The 24424-nt window shown below is 37.7% G+C and carries 22 protein-coding genes and 1 pseudogene; 12 read left to right on the top strand and 11 right to left on the bottom strand.

The window, feature by feature from the left end; genetic code table 11:
- Nucleotides 1-12 precede the first annotated feature (12 nt).
- Nucleotides 13-1509, top strand: coding sequence for a putative glycoside hydrolase (locus tag E7Z78_RS04260; RefSeq protein WP_303723935.1), 1497 nt, complete (start codon nucleotides 13-15; stop codon nucleotides 1507-1509).
- A 241-nt stretch (nucleotides 1510-1750) separates the two neighbouring features.
- Here the strand turns inward: E7Z78_RS04260 and E7Z78_RS04265 are convergent, their stop codons facing one another.
- Nucleotides 1751-2533, bottom strand: coding sequence for a TrmB family transcriptional regulator (locus tag E7Z78_RS04265; protein ID WP_303723936.1), 783 nt, complete (start codon nucleotides 2531-2533; stop codon nucleotides 1751-1753).
- 117 nt (nucleotides 2534-2650) lie between these two features.
- Here E7Z78_RS04265 and hcp point away from each other — a divergent pair, with 117 nt between their 5' ends.
- Both hcp and E7Z78_RS04275 read left to right on the top strand, forming a co-directional pair.
- A complete protein-coding gene (hcp, locus tag E7Z78_RS04270) occupies nucleotides 2651-3958 on the top strand; it encodes a hydroxylamine reductase (protein ID WP_303723937.1) in 1308 nt (435 codons plus the stop codon).
- A 3-nt stretch (nucleotides 3959-3961) separates the two neighbouring features.
- A complete protein-coding gene (locus E7Z78_RS04275) occupies nucleotides 3962-4288 on the top strand; it encodes a cupin domain-containing protein (RefSeq protein ID WP_303723938.1) in 327 nt (108 codons plus the stop codon).
- A gap of 18 nt (nucleotides 4289-4306) precedes the next feature.
- Here the strand turns inward: E7Z78_RS04275 and E7Z78_RS04280 are convergent, their stop codons facing one another.
- Genes E7Z78_RS04280 through E7Z78_RS04290 form a run of 3 tightly spaced genes read right to left on the bottom strand, consistent with a single transcriptional unit; the run spans nucleotide 4307 to nucleotide 7126 of the window.
- Nucleotides 4307-5113 (bottom strand): class I SAM-dependent methyltransferase, encoded by an 807-nt coding sequence (locus E7Z78_RS04280; RefSeq protein WP_303723939.1) that lies wholly within the window; start codon nucleotides 5111-5113, stop codon nucleotides 4307-4309.
- Nucleotides 5110-6126: an aldo/keto reductase gene (locus tag E7Z78_RS04285; protein WP_303723940.1), complete on the bottom strand. Its 1017-nt coding sequence runs from the start codon at nucleotides 6124-6126 to the stop codon at nucleotides 5110-5112. The genes E7Z78_RS04280 and E7Z78_RS04285 overlap by 4 nt, the downstream gene beginning before the upstream one ends.
- Nucleotides 6119-7126 carry a tetratricopeptide repeat protein gene (locus tag E7Z78_RS04290; RefSeq protein WP_303723941.1) on the bottom strand — a complete coding sequence of 336 codons (1008 nt, stop codon included), beginning with the start codon at nucleotides 7124-7126 and terminating at the stop codon, nucleotides 6119-6121. Before E7Z78_RS04290 ends, E7Z78_RS04285 begins: the two co-directional genes overlap by 8 nt.
- 118 nt (nucleotides 7127-7244) lie before the next feature.
- Here E7Z78_RS04290 and E7Z78_RS04295 point away from each other — a divergent pair, with 118 nt between their 5' ends.
- Together E7Z78_RS04295 and E7Z78_RS04300 are read left to right on the top strand one after the other, a co-directional pair.
- Entirely contained in the window at nucleotides 7245-8915 is a 1671-nt protein-coding gene (locus E7Z78_RS04295; protein WP_303723942.1) for a glutamate--tRNA ligase, read from the top strand.
- An 8-nt stretch (nucleotides 8916-8923) separates the two neighbouring features.
- Nucleotides 8924-9391, top strand: coding sequence for a hypothetical protein (locus tag E7Z78_RS04300; protein ID WP_303723943.1), 468 nt, complete (start codon nucleotides 8924-8926; stop codon nucleotides 9389-9391).
- 28 nt (nucleotides 9392-9419) lie between these two features.
- Here the strand turns inward: E7Z78_RS04300 and E7Z78_RS04305 are convergent, their stop codons facing one another.
- Nucleotides 9420-10889, bottom strand: coding sequence for an ATPase (locus tag E7Z78_RS04305; protein ID WP_303723944.1), 1470 nt, complete (start codon nucleotides 10887-10889; stop codon nucleotides 9420-9422).
- A 315-nt stretch (nucleotides 10890-11204) separates the two neighbouring features.
- Here E7Z78_RS04305 and E7Z78_RS04310 point away from each other — a divergent pair, with 315 nt between their 5' ends.
- From E7Z78_RS04310 to E7Z78_RS04330, 5 genes are all read left to right on the top strand, one after another.
- Nucleotides 11205-12440, top strand: a complete 1236-nt coding sequence (locus E7Z78_RS04310) for an LL-diaminopimelate aminotransferase (protein WP_303723945.1) — start codon at nucleotides 11205-11207, stop codon at nucleotides 12438-12440.
- A 9-nt stretch (nucleotides 12441-12449) separates the two neighbouring features.
- Complete coding sequence (locus E7Z78_RS04315) at nucleotides 12450-13142, top strand: DUF6882 domain-containing protein (RefSeq protein ID WP_303723946.1); 693 nt, start codon at nucleotides 12450-12452, stop codon at nucleotides 13140-13142.
- A gap of 4 nt (nucleotides 13143-13146) precedes the next feature.
- The gene (locus E7Z78_RS04320; RefSeq protein ID WP_303723947.1) at nucleotides 13147-13743 is read left to right on the top strand and encodes a DUF6891 domain-containing protein; all 597 of its coding nucleotides are present in this window, start codon (nucleotides 13147-13149) and stop codon (nucleotides 13741-13743) included.
- Nucleotides 13740-14333 carry a hypothetical protein gene (locus tag E7Z78_RS04325; protein ID WP_303723948.1) on the top strand — a complete coding sequence of 198 codons (594 nt, stop codon included), beginning with the start codon at nucleotides 13740-13742 and terminating at the stop codon, nucleotides 14331-14333. Before E7Z78_RS04320 ends, E7Z78_RS04325 begins: the two co-directional genes overlap by 4 nt.
- A gap of 241 nt (nucleotides 14334-14574) precedes the next feature.
- Nucleotides 14575-15594 carry an adenylosuccinate synthetase gene (locus E7Z78_RS04330; protein ID WP_303723949.1) on the top strand — a complete coding sequence of 340 codons (1020 nt, stop codon included), beginning with the start codon at nucleotides 14575-14577 and terminating at the stop codon, nucleotides 15592-15594.
- A gap of 112 nt (nucleotides 15595-15706) precedes the next feature.
- On the opposite strand, the gene E7Z78_RS04335 is transcribed toward E7Z78_RS04330, so the two are convergent.
- From E7Z78_RS04335 to E7Z78_RS04350, 4 genes and pseudogenes are all read right to left on the bottom strand, one after another.
- On the bottom strand, nucleotides 15707-16891 hold the full coding sequence (locus E7Z78_RS04335; RefSeq protein WP_303723950.1) for a coenzyme F420-0:L-glutamate ligase: 1185 nt from the start codon (nucleotides 16889-16891) through the stop codon (nucleotides 15707-15709).
- Between the two features lie 103 nt (nucleotides 16892-16994).
- Nucleotides 16995-17144: a hypothetical protein gene (locus tag E7Z78_RS04340; protein ID WP_303723951.1), complete on the bottom strand. Its 150-nt coding sequence runs from the start codon at nucleotides 17142-17144 to the stop codon at nucleotides 16995-16997.
- Nucleotides 17145-17158: 14 nt separating this feature from the next.
- Nucleotides 17159-18298, bottom strand: a complete 1140-nt coding sequence (locus E7Z78_RS04345; protein ID WP_303723952.1) for a transposase — start codon at nucleotides 18296-18298, stop codon at nucleotides 17159-17161.
- A 394-nt stretch (nucleotides 18299-18692) separates the two neighbouring features.
- Nucleotides 18693-18995 (bottom strand): annotated as a pseudogene (locus E7Z78_RS04350) (sodium-dependent transporter); the annotation flags it as partial.
- A 149-nt stretch (nucleotides 18996-19144) separates the two neighbouring features.
- Here E7Z78_RS04350 and E7Z78_RS04355 point away from each other — a divergent pair.
- Together E7Z78_RS04355 and fdhD are read left to right on the top strand one after the other, a co-directional pair.
- Nucleotides 19145-21595, top strand: coding sequence for an ATP-binding cassette domain-containing protein (locus E7Z78_RS04355; RefSeq protein ID WP_303723953.1), 2451 nt, complete (start codon nucleotides 19145-19147; stop codon nucleotides 21593-21595).
- 89 nt (nucleotides 21596-21684) lie between these two features.
- A complete protein-coding gene (gene fdhD, locus E7Z78_RS04360; RefSeq protein ID WP_303723954.1) occupies nucleotides 21685-22515 on the top strand; it encodes a formate dehydrogenase accessory sulfurtransferase FdhD in 831 nt (276 codons plus the stop codon).
- A gap of 6 nt (nucleotides 22516-22521) precedes the next feature.
- Here fdhD and E7Z78_RS04365 read toward each other — a convergent pair whose 3' ends face one another.
- A complete protein-coding gene (locus E7Z78_RS04365; protein WP_303723955.1) occupies nucleotides 22522-23277 on the bottom strand; it encodes a HesA/MoeB/ThiF family protein in 756 nt (251 codons plus the stop codon).
- A gap of 1 nt (nucleotide 23278) precedes the next feature.
- Nucleotides 23279-24295, bottom strand: a complete 1017-nt coding sequence (locus E7Z78_RS04370; protein WP_303723956.1) for a 7-cyano-7-deazaguanine synthase — start codon at nucleotides 24293-24295, stop codon at nucleotides 23279-23281.
- Between the last annotated feature and the right edge of the window lie 129 nt (nucleotides 24296-24424).

The raw sequence follows: 24424 nt of genomic DNA on the forward strand, positions 1-24424 counted from the left end.
GTTTTAACATTATTGTTATCCATTTCTTGCATTTCAGCTACAGATAATTTAACTGACACTGTTAGTTTGGATGATGATTCATCTGACATTGCGGATTTGGAAAATGATTCCAGTCCCGTTTTGCAGGAAGCTCCAACTGATGATGGCTCAGATGAGGATAATAAGTCCTCTACTGTGATTAATGCCTCTGATGTGGAGACATACACTGACTTGAAGGACACTTTTACGGTTAGCCTTAAGTCAAATGGAACAGCTCTAGCGAATAAATCAGTTGAAATTATCTTGAATGGCGTCACATACAATGGAATCACGGATGATAAAGGTAAGTACAGCATAAACTTCAAGCTTAAGACAGGAAACTACACTGTTCAATACTTCTTCTATGGTGATGACAACTACACTGCATCCAATGGGACAGCTAAAATAATTGTCAATCCCGACATTGTAACATATTTGAAGGTTGTAGACAAGGATATCAATTATCGTCAAGGCCTGAAATCAATGTTTCAGTTGAAACTGACTGATATTTACGGTAATCCTGTAAAAAGCCAATATGTTAAGATTAATGTCAACGGCAAGACATATAATGTCAAAACCAGTGCAAGCGGTGTTGCAACTATTTATCTAAGCCTTAAGAAGGGAACATATACTGTTTCATATTCCTTTGCAGGTTCAGGATTATACCTGGCTTCATCAGGAACATTTAAAATAACCGTAAAGCCCGCCTTGAGCAAGGGAAACGGATATTGGGTTAACAAGTGGAGCATGAAGAAAGTCAATCTTAAAAAGCTTTCCAAAAAGGGAACCAAGCACATTTTCCTTCAGCATACTGCATTCTCCCATTATGGCAAGAACAAAGTCATCAAATGGATCAAGAAAGCCCATAAGTATGGAATCAAGGTTCATATATGGATGGCAGTATTCTACAATAACGGAAAGTATATTCACGCTTCAAGCAAGAAGGGTGTCTATAATTATGCCCACATGAACGAAAAAATCAAATTGGCAAAATACTACGCTTCATTCAAGGAAGTTGACGGAATCCACTTTGACTACTTGAGGTTTGGAGGAAATGCATATAAGTACAAGAACGCTGCCAGTGCAATCAACTATTTTGTAAAGAAAGCATGCAGCGAGGTTAGAAGTGTGCATCCAAACATAATTGTTTCAGCGGCAGTGATGCCTGAGCCGTCTTCCATGAAATATTACTACGGTCAGGACGTTCCAACAATATCCAAGTATCTGGACGTTGTCATTCCGATGATTTATAAGGGAAACTATCATGCAAGTTCCAAATGGATTAAAAAGGTTACCAAAAAGTTCGTCAAGCAGACTACGGGTTCCAAGATTTGGGCGGGACTGCAGTCATACAAATCCGATTGGAACATCAAGAAACTGTCCTACAGTGCTCTTTTGAAGGATGCCAAAAACGCCAAGAAGGGCGGAGCGGCAGGTGTTGTTCTGTTTAGATTCGGATTGTCCGCTTTATTGAACTTTAAGAAAATATAATATTTTATTTCTTAAAAACATAATCTTTAAATGGATCAGGTGATGTCGCACATGTTCATGAATTTTCCCCAGAAATTTCATGCTACGTTCCTGATAGCCAATCAGTTGCATTGAATAATTAAAAATACTATTCAATGCTTCCATTTCTTTTTTTACCATTCAAATTTCAACAATCATCCAGTTTTTGCAATTTTATAAATGACTGAAATATTCGTTTAGATAACAATAACATTTTGTCAAGTCATTTTTTTCTCTTCTTTCTGTTTTTTAATTTTTTCAATTGGTTCATGAAACGCTCATCATAGTTTCTTGCAATGTCCTCGTACTTGTTCCAGATTCCGATTGCGGTTTCAGGTATCACTTCACGCTTGTCCTCACTGAACTTGGTGTAGGTGTGCATCATCTCCTTTGAATCGGATATTATCAGCTTTACGAATGGAATGTCTGCCTTTTGAATGTTAATGTCATTTTTCTTGAATAACTTTATGATATCCACTTCTTCATTGTTGATGTAGCATGTCGGTGAAGCGAGGATGTTTATCCTTAAATCAGACCTGTTTTGCAATGCCTTGACCAGTGCTTCCCCTTCCCCTTCGAAGAGGAATCCTATTCTCATGTTTATGGAATCCCTTGCCCTCTTGATGATTTCCAATTCCTGGGCAATGATTTTCTCAACACCGTATATTCTCCAAATTGGGGCTTGAACCTGGCTCATACCGTTTTCGTAGACATATGTCAATCTTGTGATTGTATCGTCAATTTCTGCATTCAACCTTTCCTTTTCACGTGTCAGGACCTCTACCGGTGATTTCACATTATATGTCAGTGGCCTTCCGTCCTCGATTTCAATGAAATTCTTTTCACTTAACTTCTTCAAAACATCATATATTTTACTGCGAGGAATGCCTGATTTTTCTGATACTTCAACTGCAGTTGCTGATATTAATGAGGTGAGTGTTACATATGCTTCGGCCTCATACATTGTCAGTCCTATTCCCTTAAGTGTAGCTATATTCTCGTCCATGTTTTTTATTATTTCTTTAATAATATATAATTGTTACTTTTCACCCTTACGAAGTGACAAAATCTTTATATATGCTTCAAGTCAACTTATAATTATAACTAAAAAGAGGTTATTATTATGGCAGAAGGATTAGATATGTTTTGTTATCAATGTTCCCAAACCGCTAAAGGTACCGGATGTACTGTTAGTGGAGTTTGCGGTAAAAAACCAACAGTTGCAAGATTACAGGATAACTTGATCTTCACTATGAAAGGAATCAGTGCATACAACTACAATGCAAACGTTTTAGGAAAATTCAACCCTGAAATAGACGCATTCCTAACCAAAGGATTATACACTACATTAACAAACGTCAACTTTGATGTTGAAGACTTAGTTGCACTCGCTTTAGAAGCAGGAAAAGTCAGCGTTGACGTAATGAGATTACTCAAGGACGCACACATCGAAGCATACGGCGAACCGCAACCAGTGGAAGTTAAAGTCGGAGCACAGGAAGGACCAGCAATCATCGTAACCGGTCACGACCTAAAAGCATTGGAAGAACTGTTAAAACAGGTTGAAGGAACTGACATCAAAGTCTACACCCACTCCGAAATGCTACCTGCACACGGATACCCTGGACTCAACAAATACGAAAACCTCGCAGGTCAACTCGGTGGAGCATGGCACGACCAAAGAACAGTCTTTAAAAAATACAATGCGGCAATTGTTGGAACCAGTAACTGTGTATTGCCAGCACTTGACTCCTACAAGGAAAGAATGTTCACAATGGATGTAGCAAAACTCGAAGGAGTAAAAACAGTAGAAGATTACGACTTCTCAGAAGTAATTGAATGTGCAAAATCATTAGGATCATTAGAACCAGAAGAATTAACCACAATCACAACCGGTTGGAGTGCAGGAGCTATTGTAGAGCATGCTGACAAAATCAAGGAATTAGTCTTAGACGGTAAAATCTCAAGATTCTTCGTAGTCGGCGGATGTGACAAAGCAGCAAAACACAACGACTACTACAGGGAATTCGTACAAAACTTACCTGAAGACACAGTCATCCTAACATTAGCATGTGGTAAATACAAATTCAACGACCTCGACTTAGGTGACATTGAAGGTATTCCAAGATTACTCGATGTAGGTCAATGTAACGACACCATCGTAGCAGTTGACGTTGCATTAGCATTATGCGAACTGTTCGACATGGAATTAAACGAATTGCCATTAACAATCGTTCTCTCCTGGATGGAACAAAAAGCAGCAGCAGTACTCTGGGCATTACTCTACCTCGGAAAAACCGACATGTGGATTGGACCAGTTCTCCCTGCATGGTGTAACGACGATATCTTAAATGTTTTAGTTGGAAACTATAATTTAACTCCTACTTCTGGCAATGCTCTTGTTGACATTAAAAGAATTATGGGAGAATAAGTTATGAGTGATTTAAAAGCAAAAGCATTAGATATACAAAAATTAGTTGAGTATCAAGATGATACAGTAGTCAGCCGTGAAGTAATCAAAAAAGAGTTAGGTACAGTAACATTCTTTGCCTTTGATCAAGGCCAAGGATTGTCTGAACACTCAGCTCCTTTTGATGCAATGGTTCAGGTAATTGACGGTGAGGCTGAAATTACCATTTCCGGTGAAAAGCACACCGTCAAGGCAGGTGAAATAATCATCATGCCAGCCAATGAGCCACATGCGCTTCAAGCTGAAAACAGTCCATATAAAATGATTTTAACCATGATAAAAAGTGATTAAATTCATTTTATCTTTTTTTTACTTTTTCCACCAGACCATTATCCAATCGGCCTTATCCTTGACGTTGAAGTATTTTCCATCCTCAAAGGTTAAAATCCTTTCAAGATAATCTCTTAACAATTCCTTTTCCTCATTGGAATACAAGTCAAGGCGGAACTTTCCATTGTCCATTGCCTCATCTATGCTTTCATATTCACGGTAATTGTTCAAGTCAAACCTTTCGACGTTTGCATAGATTCCCATGTTGAATAATATGTTAAAGAAGTAATTGTAATCCGGAAAATCCTCTGTCTTTATACCAAGTTCCTTATCGAAGTCCTTTTCGATTTTCTTGTTTTCCGGTCCGAAGATGGTTATGAAAACGTATTTGTTAGCTATTTTATCCAATTCAGCCAGAACATCTTCTATTGGGATGATTCCATTCAATGACCTTGAGCAGACCACCACGTCAACGTCTCCTATCTCCTCATAGGTGATTTCCTCAATAGGCTTTAAAACAGTTTCAATATTGGTGATGTTATTCTCATTTGCCCTTTTTTCAAGATATTCAAGCATTTTGGGGGATGAATCAAGGCCTATGACCTTTTTTACTCTCTTGGCCAGTGGTATTGTGACTGATCCCTCTCCGCAGCCGACATCAAGGACAACATCATTCTCATCCAAGATTAATTTATCAAATAATGCATCCTGGTAGTCATCCTTTCGGGTTCTTTTGAAAAATCCAGGTGCAGCCTTGTCCCAGTCCTTATTGACCTTGCCTTCCAGCCTTTCAGCCCAAAAGCCTGCCCAATCTATTTCATTAGGGTTTTCAATACATTGTTTCATATTATTGTCCTTCCTTCTAGAACGTTCATGTAATCTTCATAATTCTCTTTTAAAAGCTCAGGAATGTCCAGTTCATATGGACAATTGTCAACGCATGCGTAGCATTCAATGCAGTCCTTTGTCTTGTGCATGGTCTGTTGGGTTTTCTCATCCATGTTAGGCTCTGTCGGAAAACGCCTAATCCAAAGTGACATTCTAGCGCATAGGCTGATGTTGATTCCTTCAGGGCATGGCATGCAGTATCCGCATCCTCTGCAGAAATTGTCACCAAGCACTTTTTTATCCTCTTCAATATCCTTCTGCAGGCTTTCGTCCACAAGAAGGTCGCTTGGCAATGACAGGAACTCTTCAAGTTCGCTCATGTGCTGAACTCCCCAGATTGGAAGCACATTGTCGAATTGATTCATGTATGCGAAACTGGCCTTTGCGTTTTTGAGAAGTCCTCCGCCCATTGCCTTCATGGCAATGAAACCCACATCAAGATCCTTGCACTTTTGAACAATCTTTAACTCTTCCTCTCCACTTAAATAGGAGAATGGGTACTGCAGGGTTTCATAAAGTCCGCTGTCAAGGGCCTCATGAGCGATAGTGATTTTATGGGTTGTGATACCGATATGTTTGATTAATCCTTCCTCTTTTGCTTCAAGCATTGCATTTGCCATTTCATCACCCTCTTTTGGGCAGAATGAAATGTTGTGGTGCTGATACAGGTCAAGGTAATCAGTTCTTAACTCCTTAAGGGAGGTTTCAAGATCATTCCAAAAGTCCTCTGGAGCCTCGGCAGCAGTCTTTGATGCCAGATATATTTTGTCTCTGACATCCTCAAATGCCTTGCCCAGCTTTTCCTCACTGTCAGTGTAGAAACGTGCAGTATCGTAAAAGTCAATTCCTGATTCATATGCCCTATTCAATATCGCAAGTGAATCATCCATGTTTCTTCTTTGAATCGGCAGTGCGCCAAATCCAATCTTGTTCACTTCTAGATTAGTTTTTCCAAGTCTCACATTATCCATAACCGTTCATTTTTAAAATAACATATAAAATGATAATTATGATTAGGATTATGATTGATGTTCTTGCTGAGAAGAATTTTGTCTTTTTGAATTCCTTGTCCTTGACTTCTCCGGTTTTCATAATCCTTTCCTTTTCAAAGGAACATTTCTGATAAATCTTTTCAATGTCATTAGGCAATCTTCCATGCTCGTTCAGCATGTTGATGGTCTTGTTCAAGTATTTAACCGCTTCGCTGTCATCGCCCATGTTGACGCAGCAGAATGCCGCCTTATGGTTGAAGTTTGTGACCAGTTCCAAATCATCATCAATTTTTCCTTCATACTGGATGCAGTTCTTATAGCATTTCAGAGCTTCCTTATATTCCTTCAGTTCATATAACGCATCGCCTTTTGCATTGAATGCGATAATTGTGTCTTCCTGAAGCAATGCCTTGTCAAGATACTCTAGAGCTTCACGGTTTTCACCGTTTTTCTGAAGCATCTGGCCCATGTACAAGTCTGTCTTTTGATTTGAACCGAATTGACTTTCATACTGCTTGATGCTTTTCAAAGCTTCATCATAACGCTTTGCCTGAATCAATAATTCAATTCTGGCCATTATTACTTCTTTTTTTGACAATCGTGGCTTTTCAATGCTTGAATATGACTTGTACTTGTCCACTGCCTTATCCATATACTCAAGGGCTCCATCAACATCGCCCTTGTTGAACCTTGACATTGCCTTGTCGCACAATGCATTGATGGAGCGTGGCTGCTGTTCTAGATACTCGTCAAAGTACTTTTCGCCGTAATCCCCATTGTCATGAGTGGAATCGTAGTACTGATAGTACATTCCCTTCTCTTCAAGTGCAGGCAAATGTCCGTTTTCAATTAATAAGTCTAAAATAGCTATGTATGATTCAGCATCATCTTTCCCGTGTCTTTTCCTAGCTAATTTAAGAGCTTCTTTTTCATTTCCTTCGCTAATGTATTTCTTAGCGCTTTCAACATATTCGCTCATTATACCATCCTAATATTTAAGTAATTTTGATTGAACAACTACTCTCACTATATTTATATATTTTTAGTTAAATAAATAATAGTACTTATTTTTATTAATTTAAAACTGTGATGATTAAATGAATGATTTAGAAGAAATTATCTATAAGCATGCTTTACTCAATGCAGCCAAACATAAGGGTTCAGCAAATCCAGGTGCTGTAATGGGTTCAATCATGTCAAACGAACCTGAACTCAGAAGTAAGGCAAAAGAAATCGGTCCAATGTCCGGTAAGATTGTAGCAAAAGTAAATGCATTGTCTCCAGAAGAGCAACAGGCTGAAATGGAAAAGTTAGGTGTTGAAGTTCAAGACAAAAAACCTAAAGCAAAGGAAAAAGGCCTTCAGGAACTTCCTGGAACACATGAAAACATCGTATTGAGATTTGCTCCAAACCCAAGCGGACCGTTGCATATCGGACACTCACGTGCAGCAGTTCCTAACGCCGAATACGTTAAAAGACATAACGGTAAATTGATTTTAAGGATAGAGGACACTGACCCTAAAAGGGTATACGAACCTGCATATGAGATGATTCCAGAGGATTTGGAATGGCTTGGAGTCAATCCAGATGAAATAATCTATCAATCCGACAGGTTTGAAATATATTATGATTACGCACGTCAATTGATTGAAAAGGGTGCAGCTTACATGTGCACATGTGACGGAGGGGACTTCAAGGAATTGAAGGACAATTGCCAAGCATGCCCATGCCGTGACAACACTGTTGAGGAAAACCTTGAATTATGGGATAAATTCGACACCATGGAAGCAGGTGAAGCTGTGCTTCGTGTAAAAACAGACATCAAGCATAAAAACCCTGCAATCCGTGACTGGGTTGCAATGAGACTTGTTGATGAAACCCATCCAAGACTTGGCAACAAGTACAGAATCTATCCTATGATGAACTTCTCCGTAGCTGTGGATGACCATCTCATGGGACTCACACACGTTTTAAGGGGAAAAGACCATCTTGCAAACACTGAAAAGCAAAAATACCTCTATGACCATATGGGTTGGGACGTTCCTGAATACATCCACTATGGCCGTTTGAAAATGGAGGACATTGCACTCAGTACCTCAAAGGCAATGGCTGGAATTGAAGATGGAACATACTCAGGATGGGATGATCCAAGACTTGGAACACTCAGGGCTATTGCAAGACGTGGAATTGACCCAAGAACCATCTACAACCTGATTACTGAAATCGGTGTGAAAATGGCTGATTCAGCTATCAGCTGGAAAAAGATATATGGTTTGAACCGCAATTTCCTTGAACCAATCGCAAACAGATACTTCTTCTGTGAAGACCCTGTAAAGATTGAGGTTGAAGGATATGAAGACGGAAAAGTAGATATTGAAAGACCACTTCACGCAGACCACATGGACAGGGGCAACAGGCACTTGCCGTTTGACGGAACAGCATACCTTGCAAAATCCGATGTGAATGATGGCCTATTCAGGCTGATGGATGCAGTCAATGTTGACATTAACGGTGAGGATGTAACATACCACTCCACCTCATTTGAGGATGCACGTGAAGCAAAAGCCAGAATCATCCAATGGGTGCCAGTAGATGAGAATGTCAACGTTAAAATAGTGATGGATGACGCATCCCTCAAGACAGGGCTTGGTGAAAGCGCACTCAAGGGCTTGACAGTCGGTGATGTCGTACAATTCGAAAGGGTTGGATTTGCGCGTCTCGATGAAGTCACTGATGATGAAATGATATTCTACTACGCTCACAAATAGGTGAAACAATGACCATGTTTACAAACGGATATTCAACACTGCAGATGCCTGAAGGCTTTGAGGCAGTCAACACCAAGGATGAGTTCAATGAACTCTACCTTGTCAACACCAAGATTCCAATGTCCATCAAGTATTCAACAACACCTACACTCGTGGGGCTTCCAAACATAAAGGAGGACTTTGAAAAGAATATTGTCAACAATGACAGGATTGAACTAGTCAATTCAGATTTCATTGTCATAAACGATAACATTTACTATATGATTGTCTCCTCATTTTCCGACGGCGAGAATGAGCTTAGACGCAATGAGTTTTTGTATGTGGAGGACAGCAACCTTTACATATTTGAATTCACCTATCCTTACGCTGACAGGGAATTGGATGATTTCTATCTAAACATTATCCGATCTTTAAAAATCAGTGTTCCAAAATACATTGTTGAGGATGGTGGATACAGGTTGAATGAAATGGATTAAAAAAAAGAAAAGTTTTGTAAAAAGATATTTAATATATCTTTTTCACATCACTTGGTTTTATTGTAATATTTTGACGTCTGTACTTAACAGATATATCATCACCGTTAATGGCATAAACCTGACTTGAATAGGTTTCGCCTAAGTGATTGAAGATGATTTCATCTCCTTTTTTAAGAACGACCTCATTGTTGTTCAATTCTATTTTTATATTGTCTCTGGAAGGTTTGCTTTTTATTGCACCGACTTTTGGTCTTGCCAATTCTGGTTCCGGTGAATTTTTAGCCATGTTGAACACTCTTCTGGTGTTTGCTTGCCTTAACCTTTCGTCATTGTCCATTTGATGTAGCTGGTTGTAGTCAGCGTCAAAGTCAATGTGTCTTTCATTTATGATTGGTTCGTATGGGTCGTAGTCATTAACGTTTCTGATGAATGATTCCCCATCATCTTTTTGAGGGATTTCCTCATTTTCCTGAACGAGCTTGTCTTTAACTTCCTGGAATATTTTGGATCCTTTGATTTTGTTTGTGATTTTGTCCAGGTCTTTTCTGTAGTCAAGATCCATTGGGTCATCTTCAAATAGGTTAGCGTCATCAATTGAAGCACCCATTTTGTAATCTTTTTTATCATCAACTTTGCTTGGGGTCTTAAGTGCAGGCTCTTCGATTTCTTCACTTTCCTGTTTCAATAGGGTTTCAGTGATGTTGTCATCTTCGGAAATGCTTTCAATGGTCTTTTCGCTTTCTTCGGATGCGCTGCTGATTGCCTCATCAATATCCTTTTGTGATGCTACTGACGGTGCTTCACTGGATTTTGTATCTTTAATTATGTCGCTGATTTTTTCCTCTTTTTCCTCGTTGATGATTTCTTCAATGAGAGGTTCTTCAGTTTTGTTCTTGATGCTTTCCTTTATCTCTTCAAGTTCAGGGTCTTCGCCTTCTTTCTTGATTGTTTTGGATTCTTTTTCCCTCTCACTGTCTTTTCTTTTTGATTCTTTAATCAATTCATCAATTGTAAATAAGTCTTTTAATTCGGTTGTGTCCTTGTTATTTTGAGTCATAATATCCATCTGGCTTTGTTTAATTGGTTCTTGAAACTTTTCAACTGTATTATCATAATTAATAAGTACTTGATTTTGTGATTCATATTCGAAGTTGTTTAATGTAATAGGTTCAACTTCGGGAACAATATAGGCATCGTTTTTAGGGGATGCCGGTTCTGATTTTCTAAATAAGTTATGTGATTTTTGAGTCTGTTGGGTGTTCTGTGGGGATAAACTACGTCGTTGGTTGGAAGGCTTTTGTTCATTATTGTTGCCGCTGAGTGAATTGATTGTTTGCTTACCAGCGTTCAATGCGCTGTTTATGCTTTCACTGCTTGGCAGTATTGATCCTTCGTCATTTTCTAACTCATCGCCTCTATAGTGCAATTTGACTAAAATTATTGCGATAATAGCGATGAGGGCTATAGTTATCCAAAGTATTATGGTAATGTCATTCATAATTTCCCAACCCTTATTTAGTATATTTATATTTATGTTATATTCATTAATTTAAATATTGTTATAGTCAATGTAATTTTGATAAAAATGGTTTAAAATAAATTTTACATTCTGAATTATTTCCAATTCACCTATTGAAATAGTAAATAATAGTTAACATGTTTAAAATAACTGGTTTAAGATTATTCTAGTGTAACTTCATTATCAAAAAGTTTTAGGTTAAATCCAACATTCTCATAAATTATTTTTCAATCACTTAATTTATATATTGCGAAAATAAAATATAAATTAGATTAATATTTATGAGGATTAATCATGGTTGTTAAAATAAATGAAAACTATCTAAAATTGAAAAGCAGCTACCTCTTTGTAGAAGTGGCTAGAAGAGAAGCGGAATTCGCAAAAGCAAATCCTGATGCAGACATAATCAAAATGGGTATTGGGGACGTAACCAAGCCTTTAGTGCCTGCAGTAATCGATGCATTCAGAAAAGCAGTAGACGAAATGGCAGATGGTGAAACATTCATGGGATACGGTCCGGAACAAGGATACGGATTTTTAGCTGAAGCTATCATTAAAAACGATTACAACAAATATGGAATCGACCTTGACACCTCCGAAGTCTTCATTAGTGACGGAGCAAAATGTGACACAGGTAACATTCAGGAAATCTTCGGAATCGACAACAAGATCGCAGTGACTGACCCTGTTTACACAGTATATGTCGATACCAACGTAATGGCCGGAAGAACCGGTGAAATGGGTGACGACGGTATGTATGAAGGTTTAACATACCTCAAATGTAATGCTGAAAACGGTTTCGTTCCAGAACTTCCATCCGAACCTGTTGACATAATCTACTTATGTTACCCTAACAACCCTACAGGTACCACTTTAACCAAAGACCAGTTAAAAGTATTTGTAGAATACGCAAAAGAAAACAAGGCAATCATATTATTCGATGCAGCATATGAAGTGTTCATCAATGAAGACAATGTTCCTCACAGTATTTATGAAATTGAAGGAGCAAAAGAAGTGGCTATTGAATTCAAGAGTTTCTCAAAAACCGCAGGATTCACCGGTACCCGTTGCGCATACACTATTGTTCCTAAGGAATTGAAAGGATATGATTCCGAAGGAAATGAAGTGGAAATCAACCCATTATGGAATAGAAGACAAACCACAAAATTCAACGGTGCATCCTATCCTGTCCAAAGGGCTGCTGAAGCAACATACTCTCCTGAAGGCCAAAAACAAATCAGGGAAGTCGTTGACTACTACATGGAAAACGCAAAATTAATCCGTGAAAGCTTAACCGAAATCGGCCTTGAAGTCTACGGTGGAGTAAGCTCACCTTACATCTGGGTTAAAACCCCTAACGACATGGATTCCTGGGACTTCTTTGACATACTGTTAAAAGAAGCTAATGTTGTCGGAACTCCAGGTTCAGGATTCGGACCTAGCGGTGAAGGTTACTTAAGACTCACAGCATTCAACACATTGGAAAACACTAAAGAGGCAATGGATAGAATTTCAAAACTAGAATTTTAGGTGTTATAATTGAAAATAATAGAAAAACCAGTTCAGATTGAAGAAGGAGATTCATTTAAAATATTATTATCAAAATATGGTGCAATTGCACTCGACAAGCAAGAAAACTTATCAGAATTAATTGGAGATGAAGCTGGCGATTTGGACATCGAAAAAGGCACATTGACCTTTGGAGATATTGAGTTTCCCGTTCAGATTTTAGGATTTTACATGCAAGACTCACAACAATGGTCTTGGGCATGGGACAATGAGGACATCTTCGGTGGAGATTTAATCAAATCCGCAAATGAAATCAAGGCAATCGGAGAGGAATTCGAAATCAAGGAATTCACCTCCCCAATTCTCAATGCAGACTTTAATGATTGCCACACTTTGGCAATGACCGCTACAGGCATTTTGAAAATGGATGCTTATTATGGGGTTTCAGAAGAAGGATTGGACATCTTTGTGCTTATCAAATCAGATTTAATCGAAGAGATTAATTCCCCTAAAAAGTTCAGGGACACTTTCTACACTTTCCAAAAGAACTTCAACATCTACCCAAAAATAGCATTCGAATCATACACAAAACTTAAAGGTTATGGTTTCAAGCCACATGATGATTTCGCCCTTGCAAAAATCGGTGAAGCCCGTGTAATGGCAGGATATACCGAAAGGGGAAACGTTACAAGACTTTTAATCTTTGGTGACGATGAAAGGTGAGGATATGGGCCCGGATTTAGTTGAGGAAATAGACTATCTGATAGAATTGCTCACTAAATCAGGATTCTTTTCAGTTGGGGAAATCATAGAAATATTGGAAGACCAGTTCATAGAAGAGGAGATTGATTTTTCAAATCATGAAATCTCATTAAGAGATTCTTCTAATGAAAATTTCTCAAAATTGGAAAAGGCATTTAAAAAGTTGGCTAGCGAGAATATTGTAGCTATCCATAACTGTGGCTTTGACATTGAGGAAGGGGTCAGTGACGCATTTGAGCTTCAGGTTCACTTGCTCAACAACAAATTTGAGGCTAAAGGCTTTTGTTTTTACACCTTTGAGGATGTTGAGGATGCGGTGTTTGATGATAAGCTGAAAATCACCTTTGGAGATTTTGAAAACGATGAGGCAAAGGCCTTGGAAATAGGTAAGGCAGTTGCAAGAACCTTGAAGGATGAAGGATTCGCTATCGATTGGGATGAGACTGTTAACAACCAGATTGAGATTGATCCTTTTAATTGGGACAAATCCTATGATAGTGAAAAGGAATATGAAATTGAAGGAGCATATGAAGTGTTTACAACCAGTCAGGTGTTAGAATGAATGTAAGATCTTTAAAGTTAATCCGTGATGTAATTATCAATTCAGGCAAATGGGCATCAATAGAAATATCCCAGGACTCCATTTACATTGAGTTCAAGGATGTTGAGCTTGGAACTCCAAAGCATGACGAGGAGTTTTCATTGACCGTCAGGTTTGCAGGGGATTCATTTTTCACAGCATTCTACAATAACATCTGGGATATTGAATTCATGTCAGGATACAACTTCAAGCATCAGTTGCTGAGTGAGGAAGTGTATTTTGAAGTCAAGGATATCAAGTTCATTGATTTCGAGTATCTCAATACTTTCTTCTATAATTTCAAAAAGGAAAAGACCATTTCAAGCGTGGATGATTTTGACATTCACAACATCAGAAATGACTTTTTCATGCTTGTAGAAACAAAGGACATTGCCTTTGTCGTTGGCGGAAATCAAATGGATTTCTTCTCACCGTTCGAAAGGCTTGATGATGCTTCATTGAGAGAGTTGTCCAATCAGTGGATGCTTTACTTCCTGAATTATCATATGAAAAGAAACCTTATCAAGGACCCAATGTGTGAAAATCATCCGTTGAGATATACTAACAAATAACATCATATTGTTTTTAAGAATATCTGTTAGCAGATTAACTTAACGGATATTTTACTTAATTTATTTTTCATGCTCGTATTAATTATGAGCTCTCTTTTTAATTAAAACAATACTTTTTTCTTGCAATATTTTCCCATATTTTGAATGTTATTCAAAAAGCTTTTTAATTATAAATTATATAATATTATTGTTATGAAAATTTTACAAGATTTTCAACTATTAATGATTAAGGAGTTATTAAATGACTTGTAGTATTTTAGTTGGTGGAGCATGGGGTGATGAAGGTAAAGGAAAATGTATAACTTACCTTTGTGACAATGACAAACCAAGCATAATAGCTCGTGCAGGTGTTGGACCAAATGCAGGGCACTCCGTTGAATTCAATGGAGAAAAATACGGTTTAAGACTAACCCCATCAGGTTTCGTACATACCGGCGCTAAACTCATGATTGGTGCAGGAGTGTTAGTGAATCCGGATGTGCTGTTTAACGAATTTGAGAACTTGAAAAAATATAACGTAAAAGAAAGAATGTGTGTCGACCCAAGATGTGCAATCATTTCAAAAGAACATCTTGAAAGGGACGTTAAATCAGAGCATTTGGCTAAAAAGATCGGAAGTACTGGTTCAGGATGTGGACCTGCAAATTCAGACAGAGTATTGAGAACAATCGACCTTGCAAAAGACATTCCAGAACTTGAGGAATACATTACCGATGTGTCAGTTGCATGTAATGAGGCTATTGACAATGGTGAAGACGTATTCATTGAAGGTTCACAAGGTTTTGCTCTTTCACTTTACTACGGAACATACCCATTTGTAACAAGTAAAGACACCACTGCATCAACATTTGCAGCTGATGTGGGTGTCGGCCCAACTAAAGTTGATGAAGTCATTAATGTATTTAAATCTTACATTTCCCGTGTTGGTGAAGGACCATTCCCAACTGAAATGACTCAGGAAGAAGCTGAAAGCAAAGGTCTTGAGGAATACGGTGTTGTAACCGGAAGACGTAGAAGAATCGGATACTTTGACATGGAACTTGCAAAAGAATCATGCAGAATCAACGGTGCAACACAAATCGCTTTGACCTGTGTTGACAGATTATTTGACTGTGCACGTGTTCAAGACTATGATCAATTGTCCGCTGAAACCAAAGCGTTCATTGAAGACATTCAAACAGAAACAGGTGTGCCAGTAACCATCATTTCAACCGGGCCTGACTTAAAAGACACTATTGACTTAAGAAAAGAATTATTATAATTCTTTTTCACTATTTTTTTTTAATTTAATCCTTTGATAAAAAAAGAATTTTTTAGAATTAGAACTTATTTTTAGTATTTAAATATAAAAAAAGAAAAAGGGTTTTCGACATTTAGTCGTTAGCTAAATTGTCGAAGTATCCTTGGATGAATATGACTGGTGTTCCCTTATCACCGGAACCGCTGGTCAAATCACATAATGAACCGATTAAGTCGGTCAATACTCTTGGAGTTGTTCCTTCAGTAATCATTTGGCCGGTCAAGTCAGCATCCTTATGTTTGATTTCCTCTTTGATTGCTTCTTTAAGCTCATCGCCTTTCAAGTCAGCAAACTTGTTATCGGAAACGTATTTCAATTTGATTTCATTTGGATATCCAACTAATCCGCTGGTATGTGCAGGTGAAACGACAGGGTCAGCCAATTCCCAAATCTTTCCGACAGGGTCCTTGAATGCTCCGTCACCGTAAACCATTACTTCAATCTGTTTTCCGGTAATGTCAATCAATCTTTTTTGCACTTCATTTACCAGTTTGTCACCGGTTATTGGGAATAATTTTAATCTTTCTTCTGTAGCCTTGTTGGAACCGAGCAAACCGAAATTAGGGTTGTAACCTGAATCACCGATTGGTTCGCTTAAAACTTGATATAATCCGTATACGTTGGCACCTAAATCCCTAAGAAGTTTTGTTGATTTTTCCCTTGTGTGAATATCACAGGTCAATACGTCTTTGGTATAGTCAAGTATTGTTTTAATGTCGTTTGAAAAGACAAACTCTACTTCACAGTCTTCGCTTTCAATCAGTTCACGGTAAAAGTCAATCATGTTTATTCCGGTGAACGGATGTTTCCATGATCCGAAAGTTTCATTGTATTCATCTTCGGAAATCACGCTTGCTAAATTAAATTCACTTTCATCTAAAATGTCTTCATCTAATATTCCATTTCCAACTTCATCTGCAGGGAATGAGGTCAGTAATGTGATTTTGTCCATTCCTCTTGCAATACCTTTTAGAATTATTGAAAACCTGTTCCTACTTAAGATTGGATTTACAACTCCAATGCTTTTGGATGGGAACTTGTTTTGAAGGTCTTGTGCAACATCATCAACGGTCACATAGTTTCCTTCTGAAATTCCTACAACTGCTTCGGTAATTGCAACAATGTCCTTGTCCTTAAATTCAAATCCTTCACTTTCTTTTGCAGCCATCAATGAATCTACGACTATTGTGGCTAGATCATCGTTTTCCTTAATAATTGGTGTCCTTATTCCACGTACTACGGTACCAACACATCTCATTTTTTATTCTCCTTATAAGTGTTGGAATGAAAAATCCAACAACCCATATATTTTATATTTTTAATAATATTTATATTGAATGATTGAAATTATGATTGAAATCTTATGGCTCTGTTGATTTCATCCTGTTGAATATTGTTGAAAATATCAGAACAAGCACAATAAGTGTGATGTCAACCATCAGTTCGAATTGTTTGGCGTTCTTGAACCACCCCACCCTTAAGAGGGTGGGGATTCCTGAATTTTTTTTCATTTGATTGGTTAATTTTAATGTTTTTTCAGGCTATCCCCGTTGAACCAGCGGTTTAGTATATTAATTGCGGCGTTTATGTCTCTATCATGTGTTTTTCCGCAGTTTTGACATTTCCATTTGCGTGTTTTGACTTTTAACTCTTTTTTTATGTGTCCGCAGTGGTGACATGTTCTGCTTGTGTTATGGCTTTTTACGAATTGTACGCCGTCTGCTTTGGGTTTGTAGAGTTGAAATTTGTCTTTTAGTCTTTGTATGAATCTTGATAGTGGAAATATCATGTTCTGCTCTCCCCCGATTAAAATTTTGATATTTGCATAGTTTTTTTCAAAGACTATGGTGTCGTATTCTTGAACTAGTTTAAAGGTTAATTTTTCAATGTAGTCTTTTAATCGGTTTGTTCTTTTGTTGTACCATTTTAGTAGTCTTTTTTGTAGTTTTTTCCATCGTCTGCTTCCTTTTCTGCATTGTGACATTAATTTGTTGATGTGTTTGATCATTTGGTTTTCATGATCAACATCAAAAAATTCCTTCTGCATTTCGCTTGTGACTAACCATCCATTTTTATTGGAATTAATATCACACCCAATGTATTTTTCAGTTAATTCTAGATGTTCTGGTGGATTTGTTTCTATGTTGAATGATGCATAGTGATTTAATCCATCATAGTATACTGTTATGCTGTTGAATTTAGTGTCTGGGTGGTTTAGTAAATCCAGATATTCTATGCTTGTGCTGAATGTTACTTTTCCATGTTTTCTTAATGTTAGTGTGTTGTTTTCTACTGGTCTTTTATCTTTTCGCACGGTTTGTCTGAAGCTAGGTCGTGTTTTCTTTTTAGAATGATAAACTGGAGGATTATGCCTTTTGCTTTTATGACAATTTTTAAAAGATTTATGCAAATCATCACGTGCCTGCTGAAGACTGGTGGACTCTGTATCGTTTAGGTAGGGTAATTCTTTTTTAGTTTCTTTTAAGAATTGATTTAATTCTTTTTGAGTTGGAATTTCAGTAGAATCCTCACCATGTTCGGCTTTGTATTTGCTTAAAAGTTCATTATATGTTTTACGAGTACAACCATAGTTCTTTTTAAATTCTACTTCTTGTTCGGGAGTTACATGAAGTTTAACAATCAATCCTCGAATAAAATCACCCATAAAAAAATCCACATCCTCTTCTCAGTTTTACATTTATTGATTATTCATGATCTAAAAAAAAGATGAAACTAAAAGAAATTTTTTTCTTTTTGACTCTTTTTTTAAACCCACAATTAATATTGCACAACATATCCTTTGTAAATTAATTCTATATAAAAAAAGAGCAAGAGCATTTGGACAATAATCAAATAACATACTCAGAACAATTTTTCACACCCAAAACAATATTACAATCAACATGAAAAAAAATGCATACTGAAAAAAAATCATGTAAAAAAAAATAACATCTATAAAAACACAAAATAAATAAAAATAAAAGTTATTAAAAAAGATAGTACACACAACAGTGCAATTCATTCACGACCTAAAGAGGTTGTGGTATTCTTGCATTATAAAGATAAATCAATACGATAGCTATTGAAAAAATCATTATCCATCCGATATATTCGAATTTCGGATTTATCGACTTAAAGATTTCAGAAAAAGACCGCTTGAACGAAAATCCTATACCATATTCAAGTATTAAAAAAGGAATTCCCATAATTGCTATTGCAATAAAGTATGGAATGAAAAAGGAGCCTCCACCATTGGAATATACTATATAGCTGAATCTCCATATGTTCCCAAGACCTATTGCTACTCCAATCATTGCAAAAATGAATGTTAATGTTGAATCCCATTGTCCATATTCACTCATGGGTTATTATATATACAATAATGTATAAAAAGTATTCATTTCATTGAATATTCTTCATAACTTTTAAACATTTTTCATGTCTAAATGTAATATATTTTTTGCTAACTTTTATTAAATCCTGTTTTCAATATAATACCATGTACCAGGATATGATAATCATTAGAGGAGCAAGGGTTCACAATCTCAAAAACGTAGATGTTGACATTCCCCTTGGAAAAATCGTTGCAATCAGCGGAGTCTCAGGAAGCGGAAAATCATCATTGGCATTGGGTGTGTTGTATTCGGAAGGTTCAAGAAGGTATCTGGATGCACTATCCACATACACTCGAAGAAGAATTTCCCAGTCCAAAAAGGCCAGTGTCGACTTGATCCAGTATGTTCCCGCAGCACTGGCGCTTCACCAGAGGCCCAACATTCCTAACATCAGATCCACTTTTGGAACATCAACAGAACTTCTCAGCTCCCTTAGATTATTGTATTCAAGATGTGGAAACTATACCTGTCCGAACGGACACCTGCTTGAACCTACTTTAAGCGTTGCCCGTGAAATGCCTATAGTGTGTCCTGAATGCGGTGAGGAATTCTATGGTCTTGGTGCTGAGGAATATGCATTCAACTCCGATGGGGCATGCCCAACATGCAGCGGAACAGGTTTCATACGTGACGTTGACGATACAACATTGGTAATGGATGAATCCAAGACATTAGAAGAGGGTGCAGTGGATGCATGGAACCAGTTTGGAATTTCCTGGATGTATCATGTTGCAGGAGAGCTTGGAGTAAGGCTTGATGTTCCATTCAGGGACTTGACAGATGAGGAAAAGGACATTGTCTATAACGGTCCTGCCGTCAAGAAATACATTAACATCCCATCAAAAAACGGAAAGCTATTCGAATTGAATGCTGAGTACAGGAACGCTCATAAGGCTATTGTGGAGGCTTTGAAAAACGCCAAGACTGAAAAGGGTTTGACCAAAATCAGCAAATTCCTCACCACAAAGGTCTGCAGTGACTGTGAAGGAACAAGGCTAAACGCCAGAGCCAGACAAACCCTTCTTGGAGGTAAAACCCTTCCTGAAGCATGCAGGATGAACCTTAAGGAACTGGTATTGTGGATTCCTGAAGTCATTAAGGGATTGCCTGATGAGATGAAGGACATGGCAAAAGCCATCTCTGAAGAGTTCATGAACGATGCTAAAATACTTCTTGACTTGGGATTAAGCTACATTTCACTTGACAGGCCTTCAAACACCCTATCCACAGGAGAACTGCAAAGAGTGCAATTGGCAAAGACATTAAGAAACCGTACAACCGGAGTGCTTTATGTATTGGACGAACCTTCAATAGGGCTGCATCCAGATAACGTCAACGGCCTAATCAGCGTCATAAGAAAACTGGTTGAGGATGGAAACTCAATCATTCTTGTTGACCATGACGTCAAAATCCTTTCCATTGCAGATTACATGGTTGAAATGGGTCCTCAAGCAGGAGCCGACGGCGGAAACATCATCGCTCAGGGAACATTAAAGGAGATTGAAAGCAATGATGCATCACAAATCGCACCATTCCTTACAAACTCAGAGAACATTATCATCAGGGACAAGTCAGGTGAAATTTTTGAAAAAGGCCACATTAACATTAAGACTGATGAGATTCACAATGTAAAAGGTATGGATATTGACATTCCAAAAGGCAAGCTTACAGTTGTAACTGGAGTTTCCGGAAGTGGAAAGACCACTCTTCTTTTAGAGGCATTATATCCTGCAGTGAAAGCCACAATTGATGGTAAAGAATTGCCTGAAGGAGTATTAGACATTGACTGTGAAGGAATCAAGAAAATTGACCTGATTGACAGTGTTCCAATAGGAAAGAATGTTAGAAGCACTGTTGCAACATACTCTAAGGTGCTTGACGATTTAAGAAGAGAATTTGCCAAGCTCACTGATGAGTATAAGATGGCTGACTTTTCATACAACACTGGAAAATTGAGATGCGAAACATGCAATGGTACCGGTAGAGTATCAATGGATGTTCAATTCCTTCCTGACGTTGAAATAACTTGTCCTGAATGTGACGGACTTAGATATGATAAAAAGGTTGATGAGATAAGGTATAATGGTCTTTCAATTGCTGATATTATGGGACTGACAATCGACGAGGCTCTTGAGGAACTTTTCGGCCTTGACAAGGTCACAAAGAAATTGCAGAAACTTTCCGATTTGGGTTTAGGATATCTGACATTAGGCGAAGCCACACCTAGCCTTTCCGGAGGGGAGGCACAAAGGCTGAAGCTTGCATCTGAAATAGGCAAGTCACAAAAGAACTCCATTTTCATATTCGATGAGCCTACAATAGGTCTTCATCCATTGGATGTGAAACGGTTGATTGATGTGTTTGACCATCTAATCGATAGGGGAGCAACAGTCATTGTCATTGAACACGATTTGGACTTGATTGCCAATGCAGACTACATTATTGATATTGGAATTGATGATGAATACTGTGGTGGAGACATTCTTGCAAACGGAAGTTTGAATGATGTAATCAACTCTAAAACTAGTCTGACAGGAAAATACTTGGCTGAAAAAGATTTGATTTAGGTTTATTGGGTTTACTCGAATAACTTCAATATTTTTTTTAAAATATAAATATAACAATTGTTAATATTTATTATTGGAGTTGAGAAAAAATGGATTTCATAAGACAGACTGAAGTGATTCAATGGAAAGACGGTGAATATAACGCAATCAAGGAAAATAGTGTTGATGATGAATACACATATTTGTTCATTGATTATTTGCCTCCAAGGAAGTTTTCAACATATCCTAAGGATTTAAAAGACTTTGCAATTGGATATTGTCTTGGAGAAGGCCTTATAAAGGATTATTCAGATATTGAATCTATAAAATTGGATGGAACAAATGTGCTTGTGACAACAAAGCTATCACATGATCCTGAAGAGGACCTTGAGCAGGAGGGAATTGTTCAGGAAAGAAAGGGAAACTGCGAACATGCATGTGTATGCAGACTTTTGGAATATCAAGGGGTAAACTCCGATAATGCAGGAGGAATACGTTCAGAATTGAAGACAATTGAACCCATCACTTCCGATTTGACAATTGATGCAACACAAATCATAGCTGACATCAAGCACTTGACCGATGAGGCTAAAATCTGGCAGAAGACCGCTGGAGTTCATGTGGCGCAACTTAAATACGAGGATAAAATAATAATTCGAGAAGATGTAAGTCGTCATGTGGCGGTTGACAAGGTGATTGGGGCAGCGTCAAAAGAGGGTTATGACTTTTCAAGATGCTACATTTCTTATAGTGGAAGAATGCCTGCAGACATGCTCATTAAAGTGATACGTGTTGGCATTCCAATAATAATCTCAAATGCTGCGCCTGCATCATCAGGTATTGATGTGGCTGAAGCGGGAAACATCACAATGGTTGGTTTTGTGCGTGACAACAGATTTACTGTCTTCACCGCTCCTGAACGGGTGAATCTAAAAAAATAAGAAAAGTTAAAGTTCATCCATAAAGAATGAACTTAAGTCTAATAAGTCAAAAGTCAATATTTTTGGAGCTACGGTGACTTTACCTACTCCTGTTATAATTTTATAGGCTTCCATCGCTTCAAGACAACCTATCAGGTTAGGTGTTGGTCCGATTACTGGTGGAACGCCTGATGTTACATTTTTCAAATCATCAATTGTTTCTTCATTCAATTCCTTGCCTAGGGATGGGAGGTTGAACATTTCCTCATAGCTTTTTTCACTGTTTGGCAGGAATACTGTAATTTGGCCTAATGTTCCGTGAATTGCACCGTGAATGTATGGAATTCCTTTTTCCTTTGCCTTTCTGGATACGATGACTCTTGTAAGGACATTGTCAAGGGCGTCAATGACAATATCTGAGTCTCCAATGATCTTGTCGATATTGCTTTGGTCTACATGCTCATTATAGGAGGTGACTTTAACGTATGGATTGATTAGTCTGACCTTTTCTGCTGCAACGGCATTTTTATCAAGACCCAAATCAGCTATTGAGGCTAATGTCTGTCTGTTCAGGTTTGACAGGTCAAATGCATCCTCATCAACAAGAACCAATTCGCCGATTCCCATTCTTGCAAGCATTTCAATGGTTTCGCCTCCAATTCCTCCACAGCCGATTACTGTGATTTTGGCATCTTTGAATCTTTCCTGTTCACTTCTAGTTACTATACTCATTTGACGGGAAGCTATTTCCCAGTATCCGTCTCCTATGTATCTTGTTGGCATGTTATTCACCTATATTTCGTCTAATAATTTTTAAGATGTCCATGAACTTGTCTAAAGCATCTTCATAACTATCAAAATCATTTCCGCTTATCAATCCATTCTGATTAATAGCAATGTTTTCTAGTTCTATTTTATTTTCGCTTTCATTAATAATTTTGTCCTTGATTTGTTCTTTTGTATTCTCAAGGTTTATAGTAAAGGGCAATTCATATGAAAATGAGCCGTCATCATAATCTATCACAATCTCTTCGTCATCATCAATTTCGGTTAAATTCAATTCGACGTTTTCAAAACCCTGTAGGGTTAGCTCGTCAGTGATCTGTTTAAACTTATCCTCATTTTGAATTTCGAAGATGTTGTCCACTTCAATCATTGCAGTCTCTCCCCTGTCTCTGACCTTGACAATTTCACAGCCTGTGTTGGATAGGATGTAATCCTCACAATGGCTTATTCTGTTGATCTTTTCGCTTGTTGTCCTTGTGCCTGTTGGGATTCTTGTTGCAAGACAAGTGGTTGATCTGGAATAGGGAATGTCATTTTCCAGCAGGTATTCATGAATTTCCCTTGAAGTCAGTTTGGCTTCAATCAAGGGGGTCTTGAATTCCTTTTCATATGTTACAAGAATGCCTGGTCTGTCGTTAACCAGGTCGCTGATGTTGTTTCCATCGCAAATGAAGTCAAATCCCTTTTCGCTTGCAAGCCTTTTGATTTCACCATACATCAGGCTGCGGCAAGTGAAGCATCTTTTTGAGTCATTTGAAAGGAAGTATTCATCTTCATAAAAATTAATATCAATTATTTCATGTGTGATTCCAAATGATTCTGCAGCGTTTTTGACGTTTTCAACAAAGCCGGTTGGGAACAGATGGTTGTCTATGGTGATTGCCAATGTGTCCTTGGCCACTTTTGATGCCAGATAGGCTATCAGTGTGGAATCCGCACCGCCGGAAAAGCCAATCGCTACTTTTTCATCTTCCAGGATATTTTCAACAATATTAATTTTCTCTTCTAAATTCATTCTATCACATTAGTATCTGTAATTGAAAATTTAAATAGTTAAGAGCATCGGGAGAGAGATGCTCTTTAGATTAATGGGTTATATGGGAACGTTTTTTATAAGATATGTTTTAAGGAGTTAATAACCCAT

Source organism: Methanobrevibacter thaueri (assembly GCF_015062915.1).
Lineage (GTDB): Archaea > Methanobacteriota > Methanobacteria > Methanobacteriales > Methanobacteriaceae > Methanocatella > Methanocatella thaueri_B.

Bases quoted from the DNA above. Each gene is read 5' to 3' on its own strand.
- fdhD (WP_303723954.1), top strand. From the start codon at position 21,685: ATGGATTTCATAAGACAGACTGAAGTGATTCAATGGAAAGACGGTGAA.
- E7Z78_RS04325 (WP_303723948.1), top strand. From the start codon at position 13,740: ATGAATGTAAGATCTTTAAAGTTAATCCGTGATGTAATTATCAATTCA.
- E7Z78_RS04320 (WP_303723947.1), top strand. From the start codon at position 13,147: ATGGGCCCGGATTTAGTTGAGGAAATAGACTATCTGATAGAATTGCTC.
- E7Z78_RS04355 (WP_303723953.1), top strand. From the start codon at position 19,145: ATGATAATCATTAGAGGAGCAAGGGTTCACAATCTCAAAAACGTAGAT.
- E7Z78_RS04285 (WP_303723940.1), bottom strand. From the start codon at position 6,126: ATGGATAATGTGAGACTTGGAAAAACTAATCTAGAAGTGAACAAGATT.
- E7Z78_RS04340 (WP_303723951.1), bottom strand. From the start codon at position 17,144: ATGAAAAAAAATTCAGGAATCCCCACCCTCTTAAGGGTGGGGTGGTTC.
- E7Z78_RS04330 (WP_303723949.1), top strand. From the start codon at position 14,575: ATGACTTGTAGTATTTTAGTTGGTGGAGCATGGGGTGATGAAGGTAAA.
- E7Z78_RS04280 (WP_303723939.1), bottom strand. From the start codon at position 5,113: ATGAAACAATGTATTGAAAACCCTAATGAAATAGATTGGGCAGGCTTT.
- E7Z78_RS04290 (WP_303723941.1), bottom strand. From the start codon at position 7,126: ATGAGCGAATATGTTGAAAGCGCTAAGAAATACATTAGCGAAGGAAAT.
- E7Z78_RS04365 (WP_303723955.1), bottom strand. From the start codon at position 23,277: ATGCCAACAAGATACATAGGAGACGGATACTGGGAAATAGCTTCCCGT.
- E7Z78_RS04295 (WP_303723942.1), top strand. From the start codon at position 7,245: ATGAATGATTTAGAAGAAATTATCTATAAGCATGCTTTACTCAATGCA.
- E7Z78_RS04310 (WP_303723945.1), top strand. From the start codon at position 11,205: ATGGTTGTTAAAATAAATGAAAACTATCTAAAATTGAAAAGCAGCTAC.
- E7Z78_RS04305 (WP_303723944.1), bottom strand. From the start codon at position 10,889: ATGAATGACATTACCATAATACTTTGGATAACTATAGCCCTCATCGCT.
- E7Z78_RS04265 (WP_303723936.1), bottom strand. From the start codon at position 2,533: ATGGACGAGAATATAGCTACACTTAAGGGAATAGGACTGACAATGTAT.
- E7Z78_RS04370 (WP_303723956.1), bottom strand. From the start codon at position 24,295: ATGAATTTAGAAGAGAAAATTAATATTGTTGAAAATATCCTGGAAGAT.
- E7Z78_RS04345 (WP_303723952.1), bottom strand. From the start codon at position 18,298: ATGGGTGATTTTATTCGAGGATTGATTGTTAAACTTCATGTAACTCCC.
- E7Z78_RS04275 (WP_303723938.1), top strand. From the start codon at position 3,962: ATGAGTGATTTAAAAGCAAAAGCATTAGATATACAAAAATTAGTTGAG.
- E7Z78_RS04300 (WP_303723943.1), top strand. From the start codon at position 8,924: ATGACCATGTTTACAAACGGATATTCAACACTGCAGATGCCTGAAGGC.
- hcp (WP_303723937.1), top strand. From the start codon at position 2,651: ATGGCAGAAGGATTAGATATGTTTTGTTATCAATGTTCCCAAACCGCT.
- E7Z78_RS04335 (WP_303723950.1), bottom strand. From the start codon at position 16,891: ATGAGATGTGTTGGTACCGTAGTACGTGGAATAAGGACACCAATTATT.